Genomic DNA, 18701 nt, shown 5'->3' on the forward strand with positions numbered 1-18701 from the left:
TAGAAGAAAGAAGGAAGCACCACGTACTTCCTTCTTACCAGTCTAACTTTAACTAAAATACTGATTTTAGCCAAACCACTGACTATATTGTCATTTATTCTTCAGTTTTATCCAAATCTATAGATAACGAGTTGATGCAGTAGCGCATGCCAGTGGTCTCTCGTGGTCCATCAGGGAATACGTGACCCAAGTGCGCGCCGCAATTGCTGCACGTTACTTCCGTACGGCGCATGCCCAACGAATCATCAACGTGCTCATCGATGGCGCTATTATCGATACCTTGATCAAAGCTTGGCCAGCCACAACCTGCATCAAACTTACTGTCCGACTCAAACAAGCTGGCACCGCAGCCTTTACAGCGATAGATACCTTTATCATTGACGTCATTATAGACGCCAGTAAATGGACGCTCTGTGCCCTTCTCACGCATCACATGATACTCATCGGCACTCAAGCGCTCTTTCCAGTCCGCTTCGGTCAACTGGCTGATTTCTTCTTTGCTTAATTGGTTGTCTTGCATCGTATATCCTTATGGAATGTTTAGATGAAATGATTGGTTATCTCATTTGCTTTACGTCATCTAATAGCAAAAATTTATCGTTCGTTTTTATAAAAACGATGACCTTTATCTGCTGCTTATCGGCTGACTATTCAAGGTCATTATTATAAAGCTGCTCAATCTACCAGCTGAAAGCCTAAGGTTTTAAGAAATTAAATAAGAGATAGAGAAGTAAAATATAACAAATTATCTTACTGCTTAAATAAGTAAAGTTGTAATTTTATTGGGTCAGTAGTCGTGTGTTTTCTTACTATACTTGTTGAATTAATCATCAAGAAAGATAGCTAGGAGACTGATTAGAGTTTTGTTTGCAAGTTATACTTGCATTTTTTATAAATTGAAAAATAATTTGTTGATATCCATCCTAGTACTTGCATTAGAAGTTTATTTGCAATAATATCTTGCATTGGTACTGGTTTATGGCTAAGTATTCTATTGGTCATCTGCTATTACAAACGCATTGATTGGTTAATAAAAGGTATAAATGATGATGGCTGATAGCAAAGAGATACAAGCTAGTAAAGGCACGCAAGCCGAACGGTTAGTACAACTGCGCCGAGATAAGGGCATGACTGCCGAGCAATTGGCACAAGCGATGACCGCAGCAGGGGCAAAAGTCAGTCGCGGGGCTATTTCTAACTGGGAGCGCGGCACCAATGGTATCGTATCATCGAAGCTACCTACTCTTGCACGACTCTTAGGTTGTAGCGAAGGCTATCTACTGCGTGGTGAGCTGCAACATGAAATGAATAGTGAGATTAATAGTAAGAGTAATAATTACATTAATAGTGATACTGCTAGCGATGCAGATTCAAATCAAAGCATAAATGCTAATAATAAAAATGCAGCATCTAGCAAGCAAGTTAACGCCGCTCAACCAATAAAAAATCAAGCAGCGCCACATTCACAAAACAATCCTATGAGTGGTCACTCTATGAACACAATAAAAAAATCCGATAAATTACAAAACGTTTGCTACGATATTCGTGGTCCTCTGCTGCAAACGGCAAATAAAATGGAAGCCGAAGGTAAGCGCATTTTAAAACTTAATATTGGTAACCCTGCCCCTTTCGGTCTTGAAGCACCGCATGAGATTTTGCGTGATGTGGCGATGAACCTGCCAGAAGCGACTGGTTATTCAGACTCACAAGGGATCTTTGCGGCTCGTAAAGCCGTTTTGCAATATTATCAATCAAAAGGCCTACTATCTGCTGTTGATGTGCGTGATGTGTATTTGGGTAATGGCGTTTCTGAGCTGATTGTCATGACCATGCAAGCGCTCATGAATGATGGTGACGAAGTCCTTGTGCCAATGCCTGATTACCCGCTTTGGACGGCAGCGGCCAACTTAGCAGGCGGTACCGCCGTACATTATCGCTGTAATGAAGACGACAATTGGCATCCTGATATCGAAGACATCAAATCTAAAATTACCCCTAAAACCAAAGGCATCGTGGTTATTAACCCTAATAATCCAACTGGTGCGCTGTATAGTGATGAATTGCTGCTGCAGATTATCGAAGTGGCAAAAGAGCACGATTTAATCATCATGGCCGATGAGATTTACGACCGTATTCTCTATGATGATATGCAGCATACGCCGATGAGCACCTTGACTGATGATGTACTTGTGCTTTCTTACAATGGTTTATCAAAGTCGCACCGTATCGCCGGTTTCCGTGCTGGCTGGATGATGGTTTCTGGTAAAAAACACCATGCATCTGACTTTATCGAAGGCTTAGATATGTTGGCATCTATGCGCCTATGTTCAAACGTCCAAGGGCAATATGCGATTCAGACGGCGATGGGCGGTTATCAAAGCATGAAGGATTTAACCTCTAAAAAAGGCCGTCTTTATAAGCAGCGCGAAATGGCGGTCTCACGCCTCAATGCCATTAAAGGTATTTCTTGCACCATGCCACAAGGGGCGTTTTATTGTTTCCCAAAGATGGATCCTGCGGTCTATCCTATCGAAGATGATATGGCGTTTATGATGGATTTATTGGTCGAAGAAAACGTTTTACTGGTGCAAGGTACTGGTTTTAACTGGGATGCACCCGACCATTTCCGCTTAGTGTTTTTACCCAATCTGCACGATTTAGAAGATGCCATGGATAGATTGGACCGCTTTTTTGCCAAAAAACGTAAGCAGTTTGGTACTGAATAAAAATTCAAAAATCATAAAAAAACGCTTATCGGCATCAGGCTGATAAGCGTTTTTTATTTGAAACGTGCTTATAAATAACTTTAAATAAGACTTAAGCAAAAACCTTAATAAGCGTACGTTTTAAAAGATATTGACCAAAATAATATAACTGATTGCAGACATTGCCGCTGCTGCAGGAAGAGTAATTATCCATGCTAAACCGATAGGTTTCATCAGTGCCCAATTGGTATCTCTATTGACAATACCGATGCCAAGTACTGCGCCGACCAAGGTATGCGTACTCGATACTGGCAGCCCCATGGTTGAAGCGCCCATTACTACAGCAGCAGCAGCCAATTCCGCTGAGAAGCCAGAAGCCGGATGCATTTTTGCCAAATTGGTACCGACGGTTTGAATGACTTCTTTACCGATAAACCATAAACCAACGATCAACGCCACACCAAAGGTCAGCATCACCGCGGGCGGTACTGCCGCTTCGGTAGCAATGCTATTGGTACGAATAACGTCCATAATCGCCGCAAAAGGACCGACGGCGTTGGCGATATCGTTTGAGCCATGACTAAAAGCAAAAGCAGAGGCGGTAAAGACTTGCATCCAGCTAAACATAATAAAAGTGGCTTTGGTCAAATCTTCTTTATGCTTACCGCGGATACTCTTGGTATAGATATAGGTCGCAAGCCAAACCAGCGCCGCGATCATACCCATGATTAAAAAACCTTGCAGCGTCGTCATACCATTATTGACATTCTTTAGACCTTTAAAGATGACCAAAGAAGCCATGACCGCGCCGCCTGCAGCCGCAATAATAGGTACCCATTGCTTCAATGCCTTTAAGGTATCGAGGTTGCTGCGCTCGTTTTCAATTTCATAAAGCTGTTTGTAATAGTCGGTTTCTAAATCTTCAACGTCACAATCATCATCTTTATAAATTTCTTGATCACGTAACATCGCTGAGGTATAAGCCAGTTGTTCTGATTCGGTCAGACTATCCAGATAATCTTTGTGATTTTGCTTTAGCGTTTTTTTATCACCTTTTAGGGTCGCAATGTGTGCCTCGGTTCTATCGTTATATTCAATGATATTTTTCTTAATCTGACCATATAAAAGGTAGGAAAATAAGCCACCGAGTAGCGGTGATATAACCCAAGAGATAGCAATCGTGCCAATCGTACCCCAATTTACCGTCGATAGCGCCATTTCAGTACCACCTAAGGTGATACCCAATACTACAGAGCTACCAACGACACCGCCGATAATGGCGTGAGTGGTCGAAACTGGCAGACCTTTTTTGGTTGCAAACAATAACCAAAATGCAGCAGCGATAAGCGCTGAAAGCATGACATAAATAAATTGGTTGGGCGATACCGATAGACCATCTAAATCGACAATGCCGCTACGAATGGTGTCAGTAACTTCACCGCCTGCCAACACCGCGCCCGACACTTCAAATATCGCCGCAATACCCAAGGCTTGCGGAATCGTCAACGTCCCTGCACCCACCGAGGTGCCAAATGAGTTGGCGACATCATTACCACCGATATTGAATGCCATAAACACACCAAAAGCCGTCGCTACAATAAATAGCGTCGTCTGCTGATGCATGGTGTAATCCAGACCCCACCATAAAAAGTAAGCGGTCATCGCAATCAGTAAAATGGCAAAAAATAGATTGATTCTCATAGAACCGACTGCTTTGGTTGGTCCTGTAGAACTGCTGCTAATACCCATACGTTAATACGTCCTGCGTAAGCTGATTGAAATTATAGGTGATTGATGACATTGCGGCGCTATTGATGATGTCGTTGATGGTATTTTTTTCACCATCCAACATGATGATAGCGTATACGCAACATATTTTTGAAATACTGTTCCGAATTTCTTTCTCGAAATACTGTTTTGAATTTACTGATTCGAAAATATGGTTGTAAAAAATTGCTCTATTGCTATCTATATTGTCCCGATAGTTTTGGGCGCTTATTAATATTTGCTTTAGCTTGCCCACACATCAGGTAAAAACCTATCATACAAAATGCCATAAAGCCGCAAGTAGTCTTGCCAAATCGTCCGATTACAGCAGCTTGCGGCTTAGGTTTTATAGTGATAGCGTTGGTTATAAAAGATATATTGATAATGATTAGAGCATTTATATGATAAATATAGTATCCGACTGCTCAGCCATTTTGCTAGAAAGCAGAAGTTATTACGCGCCTATTATATTAAATATAGACACAGAATGCATGATGATATTGCGAGATTTGTAACTGTAAATTTATGGCTTAGAAAAGCTAGACATTTAATAGAAAATTGTTTTTAATTTCTATTAAATAACTAAGCAAAAATACCATTAACTATCAAGCCTACCTAACGCTTTCATCACTATTACCAATCACTTATCGGTCACCTATTTAGTATGAGAAAGTGCTGAAGATAGCTGCTCAATCGCATGGTCTAATACATCTAAGCGCGCTTGGCGCTTTTCATTGGTGGCAATGACGCACCAAGGGGCATCGTCTGTATGAGTGCGTGCCAGCATATCAGCCGCCGATTGCACATAATCTAACCATTTATCACGATTGCGCCAATCATCATCGGTCAGCTTAAACTGTTTATGCGGCGTCTCTTCACGTGCTTCAAAGCGTTTGAGCTGCTCTTTTTTATCAATAGCGAGCCAATATTTGATGACTATCGTGCCAGCGGCTACCAAATCTGCCTCAAAACGATTGATTTCAGCATAAGCGCGCTGCCATTCTCCATCAGTCGCAAAGCCCTCGATACGTTCGACCAATACACGCCCATACCAAGTACGGTCAAAGATAGCGATACGGCTGATACGATCGGTTTGCTCATTGGGCAGTTTGGTCCAAAAGCGCCATAAATATGGATGCTGTAATTCATACAGCATGGGTGCGCCAATATTATAAATCTGATACTCGCGTGGATCGAGTGGCGCAACCAGTCTTTTGATAGCCCCGCCTTTGCCTGCTGCATCCATCCCTTCAAAGGCAAAGACTACATGCCGACCTTTGCGCGCACGCAGCAATTCAGCAAGACGTGCTTGTTTTTCCGCAAGCGCTTCATGATAGTCAGACTTATGTATCTCGGTATCGTCAATATTTATCAAAGTTTTAGGTATTTTTACAGGCTCAAATTTTGCTGCATTTTTTATATTCTTAATTTTTGCTTTACTGCTTGCTAGTGCTGTTTGCATGGCCTGCAATACTTCATGACAGAAATGGGTGGCGGCCTGTGATTTATCCTCACCGTTGATAATAATCCAGTCATCCTGTTGGCGTAATAAAACTGTTGCCACCTTATTAAAAGTGTCGACGACCTTTTTACTTTTCCAATCAATTTGATATAAAAACTCTGGATCAGATTTATCATCGTTGAGACGCGCCTGTAAGGTTTCGATATCGACATGAAACCAGCATTTGAGCAGCTTGGTTTGATTAGCAGCAAGGTCATGCTCAAAGGCTTGTAGCTTAGTCAGTTCTTTCTGCAAGTAATCTTGCCATTGGGCAATAGGCAACGCTTTATTTTTCAGCTTCTTATTATTCTTATCCCCACTTTCCTTAGGTTCACTATTTTCATCATCTAGCGTTGCCATACGCATGACGTTATAAAGCAAATCAGCATACCAGTTGCCAAAATATACCATCACATCGCCATGACGTGGCAGCGCCTTAGTATGCGCTTGCCAAATCGGCTGATGCTCTAAAGGACAATCACCAACCGTTGCTTCAACTTTGAGTAAGCGCGGGTCTACCCATTGCCGCAGTTGGGTGACCGCTGTGCCCTTGCCTGCCTGCTCCATTCCGTTGACCAGTACCAATAGCCCGGTTGGTCTATTGGTGGTCGGCGGTGTTTGCTGCCGCGTGGCTCGCAAGGCAAATTGGGCAGTGACTAATGCCAATCGCAATGCATCTTTGTCCATAGAAAAGATATTTAACGGATTGGGTGTTAAACGCTGCTCGACGACTTGCTCACTAAATTGGTCACTTACCGCTTCTGACGCTTGGTCTTTAGTGGTATTATTTTTTTTGCTCATGTCCATACTCGCTTTATTATTAGATAATGTTTTATAGTTTTTTATGCGGTGTTATACATTTCTCGTTTATGATTTTTATACGCTATTTTCTTTGCATAAAAACTTCATATTTACATAGCTATTTTATAAATGCTTGATTTTTATAATATTGATTACAACACTGATTACCGCACTTAAAATCACCATATCAGTTAATCATAGCATTGAGTAAATATAGTAAATAACCCTGCTATGTAACAGTTTGGCATTTGTATTCTTCAGTATTTTCTTTTAAGGTGAACAAAATCTTGCGCGCATGCTTTAATAGCTGCCCACAAGCACAAGCATTTAGTATCATTTCAACCCTTTTATCATCAATTTGATTGCCATTTTTACTTTTTATAGGATTACCTGCCATGTCTGCGTTAGCCAATTTACAACAGCACTTAAACAGTTTTTGGGCGCTGCCACACCATGAAGATGCTGCCTTAAATACCAAATTAAAAGAAGTGCAAGCATGGCAACAAGCGCGTATAAAACGTACCCATAGCGCGTTATTTGAACAACCAAAAAACAAACCGATGGCAGATTATTTTTTAACGCAGCTATATGGTGGGGATGAATTCAAAGTATTGGCAGAGCAACTAGGACGCATCCTTCCTAAAGCTAAAAAATTAGAGCGCCTTGCCAAAGAAGCTTCTTTAGAAGCAGGCAGCATGGGCATTCAAGCGTCTATCTTGGCAATTGAGCTTGATTTACATCTAGCCGAGTGGTTAGTTGCTCAAGATTTAGCGGTTAATGAAGAGAATATGCTCGCCGCTTACCGCGCTGTCGATGAGGCCAATGAGCGCCGTGTGCAGATTAACAATCTAAAAGAGGTCTGCTATCGTACCGATAAAGATTTGAACTCGTTTATGCTCAAAAAAGCCTTTGGTCTCGCGAAAGGCACGGCTTATCGCCATAACTTCCAACCGCTTTACGACTTTATCGATTCAGGCTTTAAAGCGATGAAACCACTAAAAAGTGTCAGCAGCTTTATTGAACCGTTTTGTGAACGTGAGCTTGAGATTATTGACGAAGTTCATGCCGAGGTTCATGATAGCGATAATGGCGGTAAGCCAACAACGTTTGGTGTATGATAGGGTCAATAATGCCCATGGCTAACGGCGCTGTATAGTGATTGAATGATGCTTAAACAGCGCTCAAATACGCCATCATAAAAACCAATAACAGGATAATCGTATGACTGATCATTCAAATAACAATACTGAAACTCATGCTGCTTCTCATGCTCATCTGCAAGATAAATTGGTCAAAGACAGTATCACAAATAATCAAAACATCACCGCTCAAGTAAAAGCGCGTCAAAACCAAGGCTCTAGTGCGACGCTTAATGCAAACGCCGCAGTCGATAACAACAATAATGACTTTACTCAAGTGCAAGACTTACCAACTGGAACCCCACAAGGTCAACAAACGACTATGCCAAACACGATAAACAACAGCACCAACCCTACTTCTGCGCAAGCACAAACCGCCGAGCAAACGCTATTTAACCAGCGTGATGACATCAATAATCCGCATACGCCTGATACTGATGGCAATGAGCAAACGCATTTTGGCTATAAGACGGTCAATAAAGCTGAAAAACAAGCACGCGTTGCTGATGTCTTTACCTCAGTCGCCAAAAAATACGACATTATGAATGATTTAATGTCATTTGGTATTCATCGCTTATGGAAGCGTTATGCGATTAGCTTATCGGGTGTACGTGCCGGTCAGCATGTGCTTGATATCGCTGGTGGTACGGGTGATTTGGCCAAAGTTTTTAGCCGCGAAGTTGGTCGCAACGGTAAAGTCGTGTTATCAGATATCAATGCGGCGATGTTAGAAGTTGGTCGTGAGCGCTTAATTAATGCTGGCTGCAATAACGTCGATTTCGTTTTAGCAAACGCTGAAACATTAGCGCCATTTGATGATAATAGCTTTGATCTGCTAACTATCAGCTTTGGTCTGCGTAATGTCACGGACAAAGATGCTGCTTTAAAATCTATGTACCGCGTGCTAAAGCCAGGCGGTCGTTTATTGATTTTGGAATTCTCAAAACCTGTGTTTGAGCCATTATCAAAAGCTTACGATTTGTATTCGTTTACTGCCTTGCCAATTATGGGCAAGCTGATTGCTAATGATGCAGAAAGCTATCAATACTTGGCGGAATCGATTCGTATGCATCCTGATCAGCAGACGCTGAAGCAAATGATGCAACAAGCAGGCTTTGAAAATTGTGATTATCATAACTTGACAGCTGGTATCGTCGCTGTCCATCGTGGTTTTAAAGCATAATTTTAGAAAAGAATAGTTTTAGAGCGTAGTTTTAAAAGCTGTTTATACAAACAAGCTTATTCATAATGTAAGAACGTTTGCCACTAGGCAGGCGTTTAATCATCGTAATAACAGCCAATATGTAAATATGCGCCACGCTTATGGCGCTCAACCAAACATGCGAGAGCCTTATGCTGACTGTCTTACTTTTGGCGGGTGCCGAAAAGCTGATTAATATCGCCATTGCCAGCGATGAGATTACCAAAGCTGGTCTGGCACCACTTGCGGGCAAAGTGCTGCGTTTAAATATGGACACGCCTGAAGTAAATTTGGACGTGTTATTTACCGAGGAGCGTTTGCGCTTTGAGCCGGTCATGACTGAGAGTGTGTTTGAGCCAAGCGGCAATATGAATAAGCGCCAAAAGGCCAACCTAGAGCGGTCGCGTCTTGGTTATAGTCGTCCAGACTGCATTATTAGCGTTGATAATCCAGCGCAGCTGCTGAACCTGATGCGCGCCACAGAGGGTAATTTACCTATCGCTGGTGATTACAAAGTACTGATGCAACTTAAGCAGCTGGTCGCAGGTTTCGATCCAGATGTTGCAGGACAGCTTGAGCCATTTATTGGTAAGCCGATGGCCAGTCAGTTACATCTACTTATATCACAGCTAAAAGGCAGCTGGCGCCATAACGCCAAACGCGCTTTTAACGATGTCAGCGACTGGGCCAATGATGTAGCGGGTAATGTTGCTCCTGACCCGATGGAAGCCGCCGAAGTCAATGACCTGAAGCAGCAACTATTGAAACTACGTGCTGACATTGAGCGTGAAGAAGCTAAGCTTGCGGCTATCAAAGATGAACAAGCACGTTTAACTAATAATAGATAATAATAAGTAGATGCTACGATTTTTTAAGTGCTTACTATAAATAAAAATAGTTATCAATAAATATAGCATCCAGCCTACTTTCGACTTTTTAGAGTAACTATATCTCATGCTACTATCTCATCGCGCCCGTTTACTTGAACTTTGGCGTATTGCCGCCGCTTATCGCATTGATACCCATCTTTCTATCGAAGAAGCGCCGCAGCTGCAACCTTTAGCGCGTTTAATCCGTTTGCATCCAGCAGCGTGGGGTAAAAAACATCAGCCCAATGCGATTAAGTATGCGCTTGAAGACATGGGTACGCTGTTCTTAAAGCTTGGACAACTGCTTTCGACGCGACGCGATTTAGTACCGCTTGAGATTATCGAGCAATTGGTACAGCTACAAGACAAAGTCAAACCCTTCGACTCTGACGTTGCCATTGCCCAAATCCAAGACCCGAAACATGGTCTTGGTCAATCTATCGCCACATTATTTGCTCGTTTTGATGTTAAACCGTTAGCAGCAGCCTCTATCGCTCAAGTACATACGGCGGCTCTACACGATGGTCGTGAAGTGGTGGTAAAGGTGGTTCGCCCTGATATTCGCACCACCATCGTTGCAGACTTTGAACTACTGCGTGAGCTTGCCAATTGGGCATCGGCGCGTATCGAAGCGGCGCGCGCTATACATATCGTTGATATTGTTGAAGATTATCGTCAAGTGATGCTCAATGAATTAGATTTGACCTTAGAGGCGGACAATACGACGCAGATGCGCAATAACTTCTTGGGCTCAGCACTGATGTATGTCCCTGAAGTCTATGATGCAGCTAAAAACGTCATGGTTATGGAGCGTATTCAAGGCGTTCCTATCTCGCAGGTTGAAGTCTTTGATAAGCTTGGTTATGACCGTGCGGCACTGGCAGAAAAAGGCTTAACGATATTTTTTACCCAAGTATTTCGCGATAATTTCTTTCATGCCGATATGCATCCGGGTAATGTCTTTGTAGAGACGCCACCGGTTAAAACGCTCACTGCAGATATGGCAGCGGTTGACCTAGGTCATGAGCCACGCTATATCGGGCTTGATTGCGCCATCATGGGTACGCTATCAAAAGACGACCAGCTTATCGTCGCTCGCATGCTGTTGGCGGTGATGAATAACAACTTTACGGCGATGGTTGATATAGTCAGTCGTGCTGGGTGGATACCGCCCAATACCGATAAGCATGCCTTGATGCGCGATATGAAACGCACTGTTGGACCTATGCTGCAAAAATCTATTAATGATATCGACTTTGCTGGTGTCTTAATGCAGATTTTAGATATCGCTCGCCGCCATCATATGAGTATTCCACCGCAATTAATGCTGTTGCTGAAAACCTTGGTGCATGTCGAAGGACTGGGGCGCGACTTATACCCTGACCTTGATATCTGGTCGCTTGCCAAGCCCATTTTAAGTAGTTGGATCAAAGAGCAGCTCGATCCGATGCGTAATTTGCAACACTTACGCCAGCAGTTGCCAGAGATTTTATTATCAACCACTGATATCCCTAAGCTGCTAGATCAGGGTTTACAAAGCCTTGCCTCACAAGGATCGCGCCAAGACAGTCAACTGCGCGAGATCCAACAAATTCGCGCCGACATGCTCAATGACCGCCGCCGTGATTGGCTAGCACTTTCGGGTTTTGCCGTATTTATTGCCATTGCGACACAAGTCGGTTGGTTTGCGCCTATTTTTTATTTATTGGCTATGATTGTCGTTATTTGGCGGGTTCTAGCCTAGATTACTGGTTTTTTAATTGCAATGAATACTCGTTAATAGTTATAAAATTTAAATCTTAATTTTTTATCTTATTTGATAGTGTTTACTCAGTTAAAAACACGTTTTATATGGAGAATTCATCTATGTCGACCGTATCAGCTACGTCGCCTGCTCAGCCTCATCATTCCATAAAGCCAGATCATAGTGACGCCATTGCGGCTTTGCAAACACGCTTCGGCAAACAACTCAGTCTTAATCAAACCGTACGTGAGCAGCATGGTCATACGATGACTTGGTTGGCCAATCAGCCACCAGATGCAGTTTTGACAGTACAAAACAAAGATGAGGTCGCTGCTGCCGTTAAAATTTGCAATGAATATGAAATGCCAGTGATTGCCTTTGGTATTGGTTCATCTTTAGAAGGTCAATTAAACGCGCCTTATGGTGGACTGTGTATTGATATGCATGCTATGGATGCCATTTTGCAGGTTAACAATGAAGACCTGACGGTAACCGTACAACCTGGGGTCACGCGTGAACAGCTCAATCACTATTTACGCGATACAGGATTGTTTTTTCCCATAGATCCTGGTGCTAATGCCAGTATCGGCGGTATGGTCGCTACTCGCGCATCAGGTACCAACGCCGTACGCTATGGCACCATGAAAGATGTGGTACTCGCACTTGAAGTCGTCACCGCCAGCGGAGACATTGTCCGCACGGGTACACGTGCCAAAAAATCTGCCGCTGGTTATGACTTGACACGGTTAATGGTAGGCTCAGAGGGTACGCTTGGTATCGTCACCGAGGTCACACTCAAATTATTTGGGATTAGCGAATGTATCGGCAGTGGCATCTGCCACTTTCCGACTATCGAAGATGCCTGTCAGGCAGTGATGCTAACTATTCAAATGTGCTTGCCAATTGCTCGTATCGAGCTGCTCGATGCGATGCAAATCAAAGCCTGTAATCAATACGCTAATCTTGATTTAACTGAAACGCCTACGCTATTTGTAGAGTTCCATGGCACAGAAGCCAGCGTCGCTGAACAAGCGCAAATCTTTACTGATATCATCGAAGAGTTTGGCGGTCGCGACTTTGCTTGGGACACCAATGAAGCCGAGCGCAAACGTCTGTGGCAAGCACGGCATAACGCTTATCATGCCAGCTCCGCTCTCAGACCTGAAGCCAGTGCTTTATCCACTGATGCCTGCGTGCCCATTTCACGCTTAGCAGAATGCGTCAGTGAGACAGCAAAAGACATCGAAGCTTCTGGTATGATTGGACCTATCGTCGGTCACGTAGGCGATGGTAATTTTCATGTTTTATTATTGGTCGATACCAACAATCCTGAAGAAGTCACCACAGCTGACGGTATCATCAGCCGCCTTGCCATGCGTGCTATTGAGATGGATGGTACTTGTACGGGTGAACATGGTATTGGACAAGGCAAGCAAAAATATATGCAGCAAGAGCACGGTAATGCTTTGGTGATGATGCAAGCGATTAAATCAGCACTTGATCCAAAAAATATTTTAAATCCAGGGAAAATATGGCCTGAGACTGTATCTAAACATTAACAATGTTCAGCAATAGAAAGCTTTATAGCAATAAAAATGCGCCTACCTTTAACTTTTGAATTAAACGTAGACGCATTTTTTATGTTTGCTATGTTATTTTTTAACACTATAACATCTGATCAATCGCCATCTGGGTCAATACACGACCACGTGCAGTACGCAGCACATAACCTTGTTGAATCAAGTACGGCTCAATCACGTCCTCAAGCGTACCTCTATCTTCAGCCATCGCTGCCGCTACTGCTTCAACACCTGCAGGACCACCATCAAAACGCTCATGCAATATCTCAATATAACGTCTGTCCAAGTGATCCAGACCACGTCTATCCACTGCCAACATATCTAGCGCACTGCCCGCAATCGCTCCATTGATACTCCCATCACCTCTCACTTCAGCATAATCGCGCACACGGCGTAATAAACGATTGGCAATCCTTGGCGTACCACGCGCACGGCGAGCAATTTCCACCGCGCCATCTTCACTCATCGGTACACGCATCAAGCGTGCGGCACGGCTAACAATCGTTGTCAGGTCAGCAATATTATAAAACTCTAGCCGCTGTACGATACCAAAACGATCACGTAATGGCGAAGTCAGCAGTCCGGCGCGCGTGGTTGCCGCAACCAAGGTAAACGGTGGCAGATCAAGCTTAATAGAACGCGCCGAGGGTCCTTCACCAATCATAATATCGAGTTGAAAATCTTCCATCGCTGGATAAAGGATTTCTTCAATAACGGAACTCAAGCGATGAATTTCATCAATAAATAACACATCACCTTCTTCTAAATTGGTCAACATCGCTGCCAAATCGCCCGGACGCTCAAGTACTGGCCCTGATGTTGAGCGCAGATTGCCACCCATCTCACGAGCAATAATATTGGCAAGGGTTGTCTTACCTAAGCCCGGTGGACCAAAGATAAGTGTATGATCCAAAGGCTCGTTACGGCCTCTGGCAGCGCTAATAAACACTTCCATCTGCTCACGTACCACCGGCTGACCGATGTATTCCGCCAATAGTGCTGGTCGAATATTGGAATCAGGCGCGTCACCTGCTCCTTCTAACGGATTAATCAAACGATCTTGCATCATAGGTTTTATCATTTTATTTAAATCATTATTTTCAAAAGACTAGGTAATAAACAGCATAACCAAACGCTACGCATAAGTCATGCAAAACCTTATTAAGCACCTGCTAAAACGAAAATAAGCGACATCTAATGTCGCTTATTTTCCTCTCAGTTAATACATAAAAAATAGCGCTATTTAAAACTCTGAAACTGCTGCAGCGTCGCCTTTAATAAGCTTTGTGTATCTGTAAATATTTCGCCGTCAATTTTCGCCGCTTTAATCGCTTGCTGCGCTTCTCTTTCTTTATAGCCCAAGCTAATCAACGCCCCTTCTACCTCAGCGATGATACTGCCTTCAGCAGAAACGGGCGCAGGCTGAAGCGCAAATTCTAAATGACTGTTATCAACCTCGATATTTTTTAGCTTGTCTTTAAGCTCAATCAATAAACGCTGTGCTGTCTTTTTGCCGATGCCTGGGATACGTGTCAATGCAGTTTCTGACTCTTGCTCGACATGCATTTTTAGCTCAGCCGCTGACATTGCCGATAGCATAGCCAGCGCCATTTTTGCGCCAACGCCATTAATCTTAATCAACTGGCGAAAGACATCACGCTCTTTACGATCGATAAAGCCATAGAGCAGCTGCGCATCTTCGCGCACATGAAAGTGCGTCCAAATGCTCGCCTGCTCGTTGAGACGCAACTGGCAAAATGACGGTAGCGGCAGCTCTATATCGTAGCCAACACCAGAGGTGGTCATGACACAGGCAGTCGGTGCCATCAAATACTGCACCTGACCGCTAATCAATCCAATCATCATCCACCACCTTTTATAGAAACTAAATATAAAACATAAATATAGAAACTACTTATAGAACCTGCGATAGAAATAAGCGGCTCTACTATTATTAAATAAGCATATCCTGCCAACAAGCTTATTTATAAAAATCGACCATACCTTCAAGGCTAATAGGGCGAATTTTATGTGCTTGACAAGCAGAACCAAAAGCCTCAAAGCGATTGGTACAGATATCTGACATCGCTACCATAGAAGCTTTAAAGTATTTACGTGGATCAAATTCGCTGGGGTTTTCGGCAAGGAATTTACGGATTGCGCCCGTCGATGCCAAACGTAAATCGGTATCGATATTTACCTTACGTACGCCATGCTTAATCGCTTCAACGATTTGCTCAACGGGCACACCATAAGTCTCACCGATGTTACCACCGTTTTCATTGATGACTTTGAGCCATTCTTGCGGCACTGATGATGAGCCATGCATGACCAGATGAGTATTCGGAATACGGGCATGAATCTCTTTTACGCGCTCAATTGATAAGATATCACCTGTCGGTGGACGCGTGAATTTATAAGCACCATGACTAGTACCGATAGCAATGGCTAGCGCATCAACATTGGTGTCTTTAACGAACTGCTCAGCTTCATCAGCACTGGTCAATAGCTGCTCGTGGTCTAATATACCCTCTGCGCCAGAACCGTCTTCTTCGCCTGCCATACCGGTCTCAAGACTACCCAAACAACCAATCTCGCCTTCTACAGAGACGCCACACGCGTGTGCCATTTTGACCACTTCGCGAGTTACGCTAGCATTATAGTCATAGTCCATAGGCGTTTTACCGTCTTCGCCGAGCGAGCCGTCCATCATCACTGATGAGAAGCCAAGCTGAATTGAGCGCTGGCAGATAGCAGGTGACATACCATGATCTTGATGCATCACCACTGGAATATGCGGCCACTCTTCGATAGCGGCAATAATCAGATGACGTAAAAACGCGGATCCTGCATAACTACGTGCACCAGCACTGGCTTGAACGATGACAGGTGAGTCACAGGCGTCGGCTGCCATCATGATGGCACGCATCTGCTCTAAGTTATTGACGTTAAAAGCAGGGACACCATAGCTGTGCTCAGCGGCATGATCCAAAAGTTGACGTAAAGATATTAAGGCCATAAAACGCTCTCTAATTAGATTTTAAAATAAATGCTTGTAAATGATAGAGGGTAGCAATTGCCCTATAATCGCTGTCACGCTATATTAAAGATAGTTGCGACGTCATAGAACGATCGATAAAAATGCAGGATTTTTGCTAGTATTCATCACGCGCTGATTATAGCAAATTTTGCCCATGCTTCGTAGCGGTTGCGCGACTATTTCTTGAGCTGATTGATTTGACTGTTTAGGCTTACTGCATATTCATCCTGCTTTACTTTTTGCCTAGCAAAATAAAAAGTAAAGCTTTTATAATATTCGATAGGGCAGAAAAAAAATCAAAAAGAATGCTATAAATGATGAATTTATAAAACGCAAAAAGCCTTGGTCATCACCAAAGCTTTTTTAGTATTTTGAGGGCTTATAAAATAGCTGTTAATTAAAGCGCTATTAATGCAAGTTATTTATTAAAGTAATATAACTGCTTAGCAATTAATTAGTACTGCTGCTCTGCTTCTACTGCGTTTTCACTGGCTTTATCTTCAACAGCAGATGCGCCATCGGCAACCACTCCAGCAGTATTGGCAACAGCTTCATTTGCGCCTACCACAACTGCTTCGCCAGTATTTTCTAGCGCAGTCGTAGCATTAGCACCAGCTGTTTCAGCATTATCTGCAATGTCAGCACCAACGTTTTGTGCAGCGACTTCTGCGTCAGCAGCAGCAGCTTCAGTTTTAGCAGCAGCTTCTTCGGTATTGGCCGCAGTGTCTTCAGCAGCAGAATCAGCAGCAGCTGCCGTTTTATCTTGTGTTTCTTGGCTACATGCAGTGATTGCAAAAGTACCAGCAAGTACGCTAGCAAGTAACAAATGGCGTTTTAACATAATAAACCTCTCGTAAATAAAGCATGTCAAATACATGATTTGCGCTATTTTATAGAGTGCAAATTAGACATGCAATAACAATTTTCAGTATAGAAACAAATAATTACTACTTAATAATAATCAATAACAATTCCTGCTTATCGTACTTAAAACAATAAGATAAGAATAGTAGCCACAATATTATCGTTACAGCCTACCTTAGATATTGGGGCTAGGTTGTACGGCTAATGTTACTCATCTACTAAGTATCGTTAAGGCGTTACTCACTAATCTGTAGAGCAGCGACGGCAGGCAAAACTTTACCTTCTACAAATTCTAAGAACGCCCCGCCACCCGTTGACATGTAGCTGACCCCGTCAGCCACTTGATATTTATCAATCGCTGCTAAGGTATCACCGCCGCCAGCAATCGAGAAGCCTTGGCTGTCTTTAACCGCATTTGCCACGATTTGCGTACCTTGACCAAAAGCATCGACTTCAAAAACGCCGACTGGACCATTCCATAAGATGGTTTTTGCATTGATGATGGCATCAGCCAGTTGTTTAGCACTCTTTGGGGCAATGTCTAATATCATGTCATTGTCGCCAATTGCATCCACAGACTTGATAGTTGAAGTGGCTTGCTGTAATGAGCCTGTGAAGTCTGCAAAATCAATATCGTTTTTATCAGCGACAACAACATATTCTGGCAATAAAATCTCAGTTTTACTCATAATATCATGAGCCGTTTCAACCAAGTCTGCTTCATATAAAGAAGCGCCAACGCTGTGACCTTGCGCTGCTAAGAAAGTGTTGGCAATACCACCACCAACGATAATTTGCGAGCATACTTCAGCCAAGCTATGCAGTACTTCTAGCTTAGTCGATACTTTCGAGCCGCCAACGATTGCCAACATCGGCTGTGCTGGGGTTTCAAGCGCTAAACTCAATGCATCAAGCTCAGCCGCCAATAAAGGTCCAGCGCAAGCTACTTTGCCCGCTTGATGCATGGCTTGAGTAACGCCTTCTGTTGATGCCTGCGCACGGTGGGCGGTGCCAAATGCATCCATCACGAATACATCGCATAAATCAGCATATTTCTGCGCCAAATCCGCATCGTTTTTCTTTTCGCCTTTATTAAAGCGCACGTTTTCTAGTAAGACGACTTCGCCTGCTTTGATTGCCACGCCTTCAGTTAGATAGTCAGTATTTAAGCTTACTGACTTTGATAATTGCGTGGCCAATTTATCGCTCAGATAGTCAGCGACTGGTGCGAGCGAATATATGGCTTCAGGATTGCCTTCAGTTGGACGACCAAGATGTGAGCAAACAATCACAGCCGCGCCTTTTTCTAGCGCCATTTTAATGGTAGGCAAACTGGCTTGCAGGCGAGCATCACTGGTGACTTTACCGTCTTTAATAGGCACATTTAAGTCTTCACGAATCAATACCACTTTATTCGTTAAACTCAGCTCACTCATACGCAAAAAATTCATTACCTGCTCCTATGCATCATCTATGGTTAATCTACCGTG

General features: G+C 43.3%; 15 protein-coding genes and 1 pseudogene. 7 read left to right on the top strand and 9 right to left on the bottom strand.

The window, feature by feature from the left end; genetic code table 11:
• Positions 1–94: 94 nt before the first annotated feature.
• Complete coding sequence (gene msrB / locus AC2FA3_RS07030) at positions 95–520, bottom strand: peptide-methionine (R)-S-oxide reductase MsrB (protein ID WP_443578869.1); 426 nt, start codon at positions 518–520, stop codon at positions 95–97.
• Positions 521–1049: 529 nt separating this feature from the next.
• On the opposite strand from msrB, the pseudogene AC2FA3_RS07035 reads away from it, so the two are divergent.
• Positions 1050–1268 (top strand): annotated as a pseudogene (locus tag AC2FA3_RS07035) (helix-turn-helix domain-containing protein); the annotation flags it as partial.
• A 225-nt stretch (positions 1269–1493) separates the two neighbouring features.
• Complete coding sequence (locus AC2FA3_RS07040; protein WP_490509012.1) at positions 1494–2726, top strand: aminotransferase class I/II-fold pyridoxal phosphate-dependent enzyme; 1233 nt, start codon at positions 1494–1496, stop codon at positions 2724–2726.
• Between the two features lie 120 nt (positions 2727–2846).
• Here the strand turns inward: AC2FA3_RS07040 and AC2FA3_RS07045 are convergent, their stop codons facing one another.
• From AC2FA3_RS07045 to AC2FA3_RS07055, 3 genes are all read right to left on the bottom strand, one after another.
• Positions 2847–4454, bottom strand: a complete 1608-nt coding sequence (locus tag AC2FA3_RS07045; RefSeq protein ID WP_201547068.1) for an inorganic phosphate transporter — start codon at positions 4452–4454, stop codon at positions 2847–2849.
• 673 nt (positions 4455–5127) lie between these two features.
• Positions 5128–6774 (bottom strand): hypothetical protein, encoded by a 1647-nt coding sequence (locus AC2FA3_RS07050; RefSeq protein ID WP_490508971.1) that lies wholly within the window; start codon positions 6772–6774, stop codon positions 5128–5130.
• 229 nt (positions 6775–7003) lie between these two features.
• A complete protein-coding gene (locus AC2FA3_RS07055; protein WP_490508972.1) occupies positions 7004–7171 on the bottom strand; it encodes a hypothetical protein in 168 nt (55 codons plus the stop codon).
• Here AC2FA3_RS07055 and AC2FA3_RS07060 point away from each other — a divergent pair.
• From AC2FA3_RS07060 to AC2FA3_RS07080, 5 genes are all read left to right on the top strand, one after another.
• Positions 7170–7892, top strand: a complete 723-nt coding sequence (locus tag AC2FA3_RS07060; protein ID WP_490508973.1) for an FFLEELY motif protein — start codon at positions 7170–7172, stop codon at positions 7890–7892. The two genes, AC2FA3_RS07055 and AC2FA3_RS07060, sit on opposite strands and share 2 nt — an antisense overlap.
• A 103-nt stretch (positions 7893–7995) precedes the next feature.
• Positions 7996–9096 (top strand): bifunctional demethylmenaquinone methyltransferase/2-methoxy-6-polyprenyl-1,4-benzoquinol methylase UbiE, encoded by a 1101-nt coding sequence (gene ubiE / locus AC2FA3_RS07065; RefSeq protein WP_490508974.1) that lies wholly within the window; start codon positions 7996–7998, stop codon positions 9094–9096.
• A gap of 170 nt (positions 9097–9266) precedes the next feature.
• Positions 9267–9962, top strand: a complete 696-nt coding sequence (locus AC2FA3_RS07070) for a ubiquinone biosynthesis accessory factor UbiJ (protein ID WP_490508975.1) — start codon at positions 9267–9269, stop codon at positions 9960–9962.
• A 106-nt stretch (positions 9963–10068) separates the two neighbouring features.
• The gene (locus tag AC2FA3_RS07075) at positions 10069–11727 is read left to right on the top strand and encodes an ABC1 kinase family protein (protein WP_490508976.1); all 1659 of its coding nucleotides are present in this window, start codon (positions 10069–10071) and stop codon (positions 11725–11727) included.
• Positions 11728–11849: 122 nt separating this feature from the next.
• A complete protein-coding gene (locus AC2FA3_RS07080; RefSeq protein ID WP_490508977.1) occupies positions 11850–13286 on the top strand; it encodes an FAD-binding oxidoreductase in 1437 nt (478 codons plus the stop codon).
• Positions 13287–13392: 106 nt separating this feature from the next.
• Here the strand turns inward: AC2FA3_RS07080 and ruvB are convergent, their stop codons facing one another.
• From ruvB to AC2FA3_RS07105, 5 genes are all read right to left on the bottom strand, one after another.
• Positions 13393–14376, bottom strand: coding sequence for a Holliday junction branch migration DNA helicase RuvB (ruvB, locus tag AC2FA3_RS07085; protein WP_490508978.1), 984 nt, complete (start codon positions 14374–14376; stop codon positions 13393–13395).
• 170 nt (positions 14377–14546) lie between these two features.
• The gene (gene ruvA, locus AC2FA3_RS07090; RefSeq protein ID WP_490508979.1) at positions 14547–15173 is read right to left on the bottom strand and encodes a Holliday junction branch migration protein RuvA; all 627 of its coding nucleotides are present in this window, start codon (positions 15171–15173) and stop codon (positions 14547–14549) included.
• 115 nt (positions 15174–15288) lie between these two features.
• Positions 15289–16326: a class II fructose-bisphosphate aldolase gene (gene fba, locus AC2FA3_RS07095; protein ID WP_490508980.1), complete on the bottom strand. Its 1038-nt coding sequence runs from the start codon at positions 16324–16326 to the stop codon at positions 15289–15291.
• Between the two features lie 475 nt (positions 16327–16801).
• On the bottom strand, positions 16802–17188 hold the full coding sequence (locus tag AC2FA3_RS07100; protein ID WP_149488976.1) for a hypothetical protein: 387 nt from the start codon (positions 17186–17188) through the stop codon (positions 16802–16804).
• Between the two features lie 259 nt (positions 17189–17447).
• Positions 17448–18662 carry a phosphoglycerate kinase gene (locus tag AC2FA3_RS07105; RefSeq protein WP_490508981.1) on the bottom strand — a complete coding sequence of 405 codons (1215 nt, stop codon included), beginning with the start codon at positions 18660–18662 and terminating at the stop codon, positions 17448–17450.
• Positions 18663–18701 lie beyond the last annotated feature (39 nt).

This window comes from Janibacter sp. CoH_79_TC_3 (assembly GCF_058197955.1).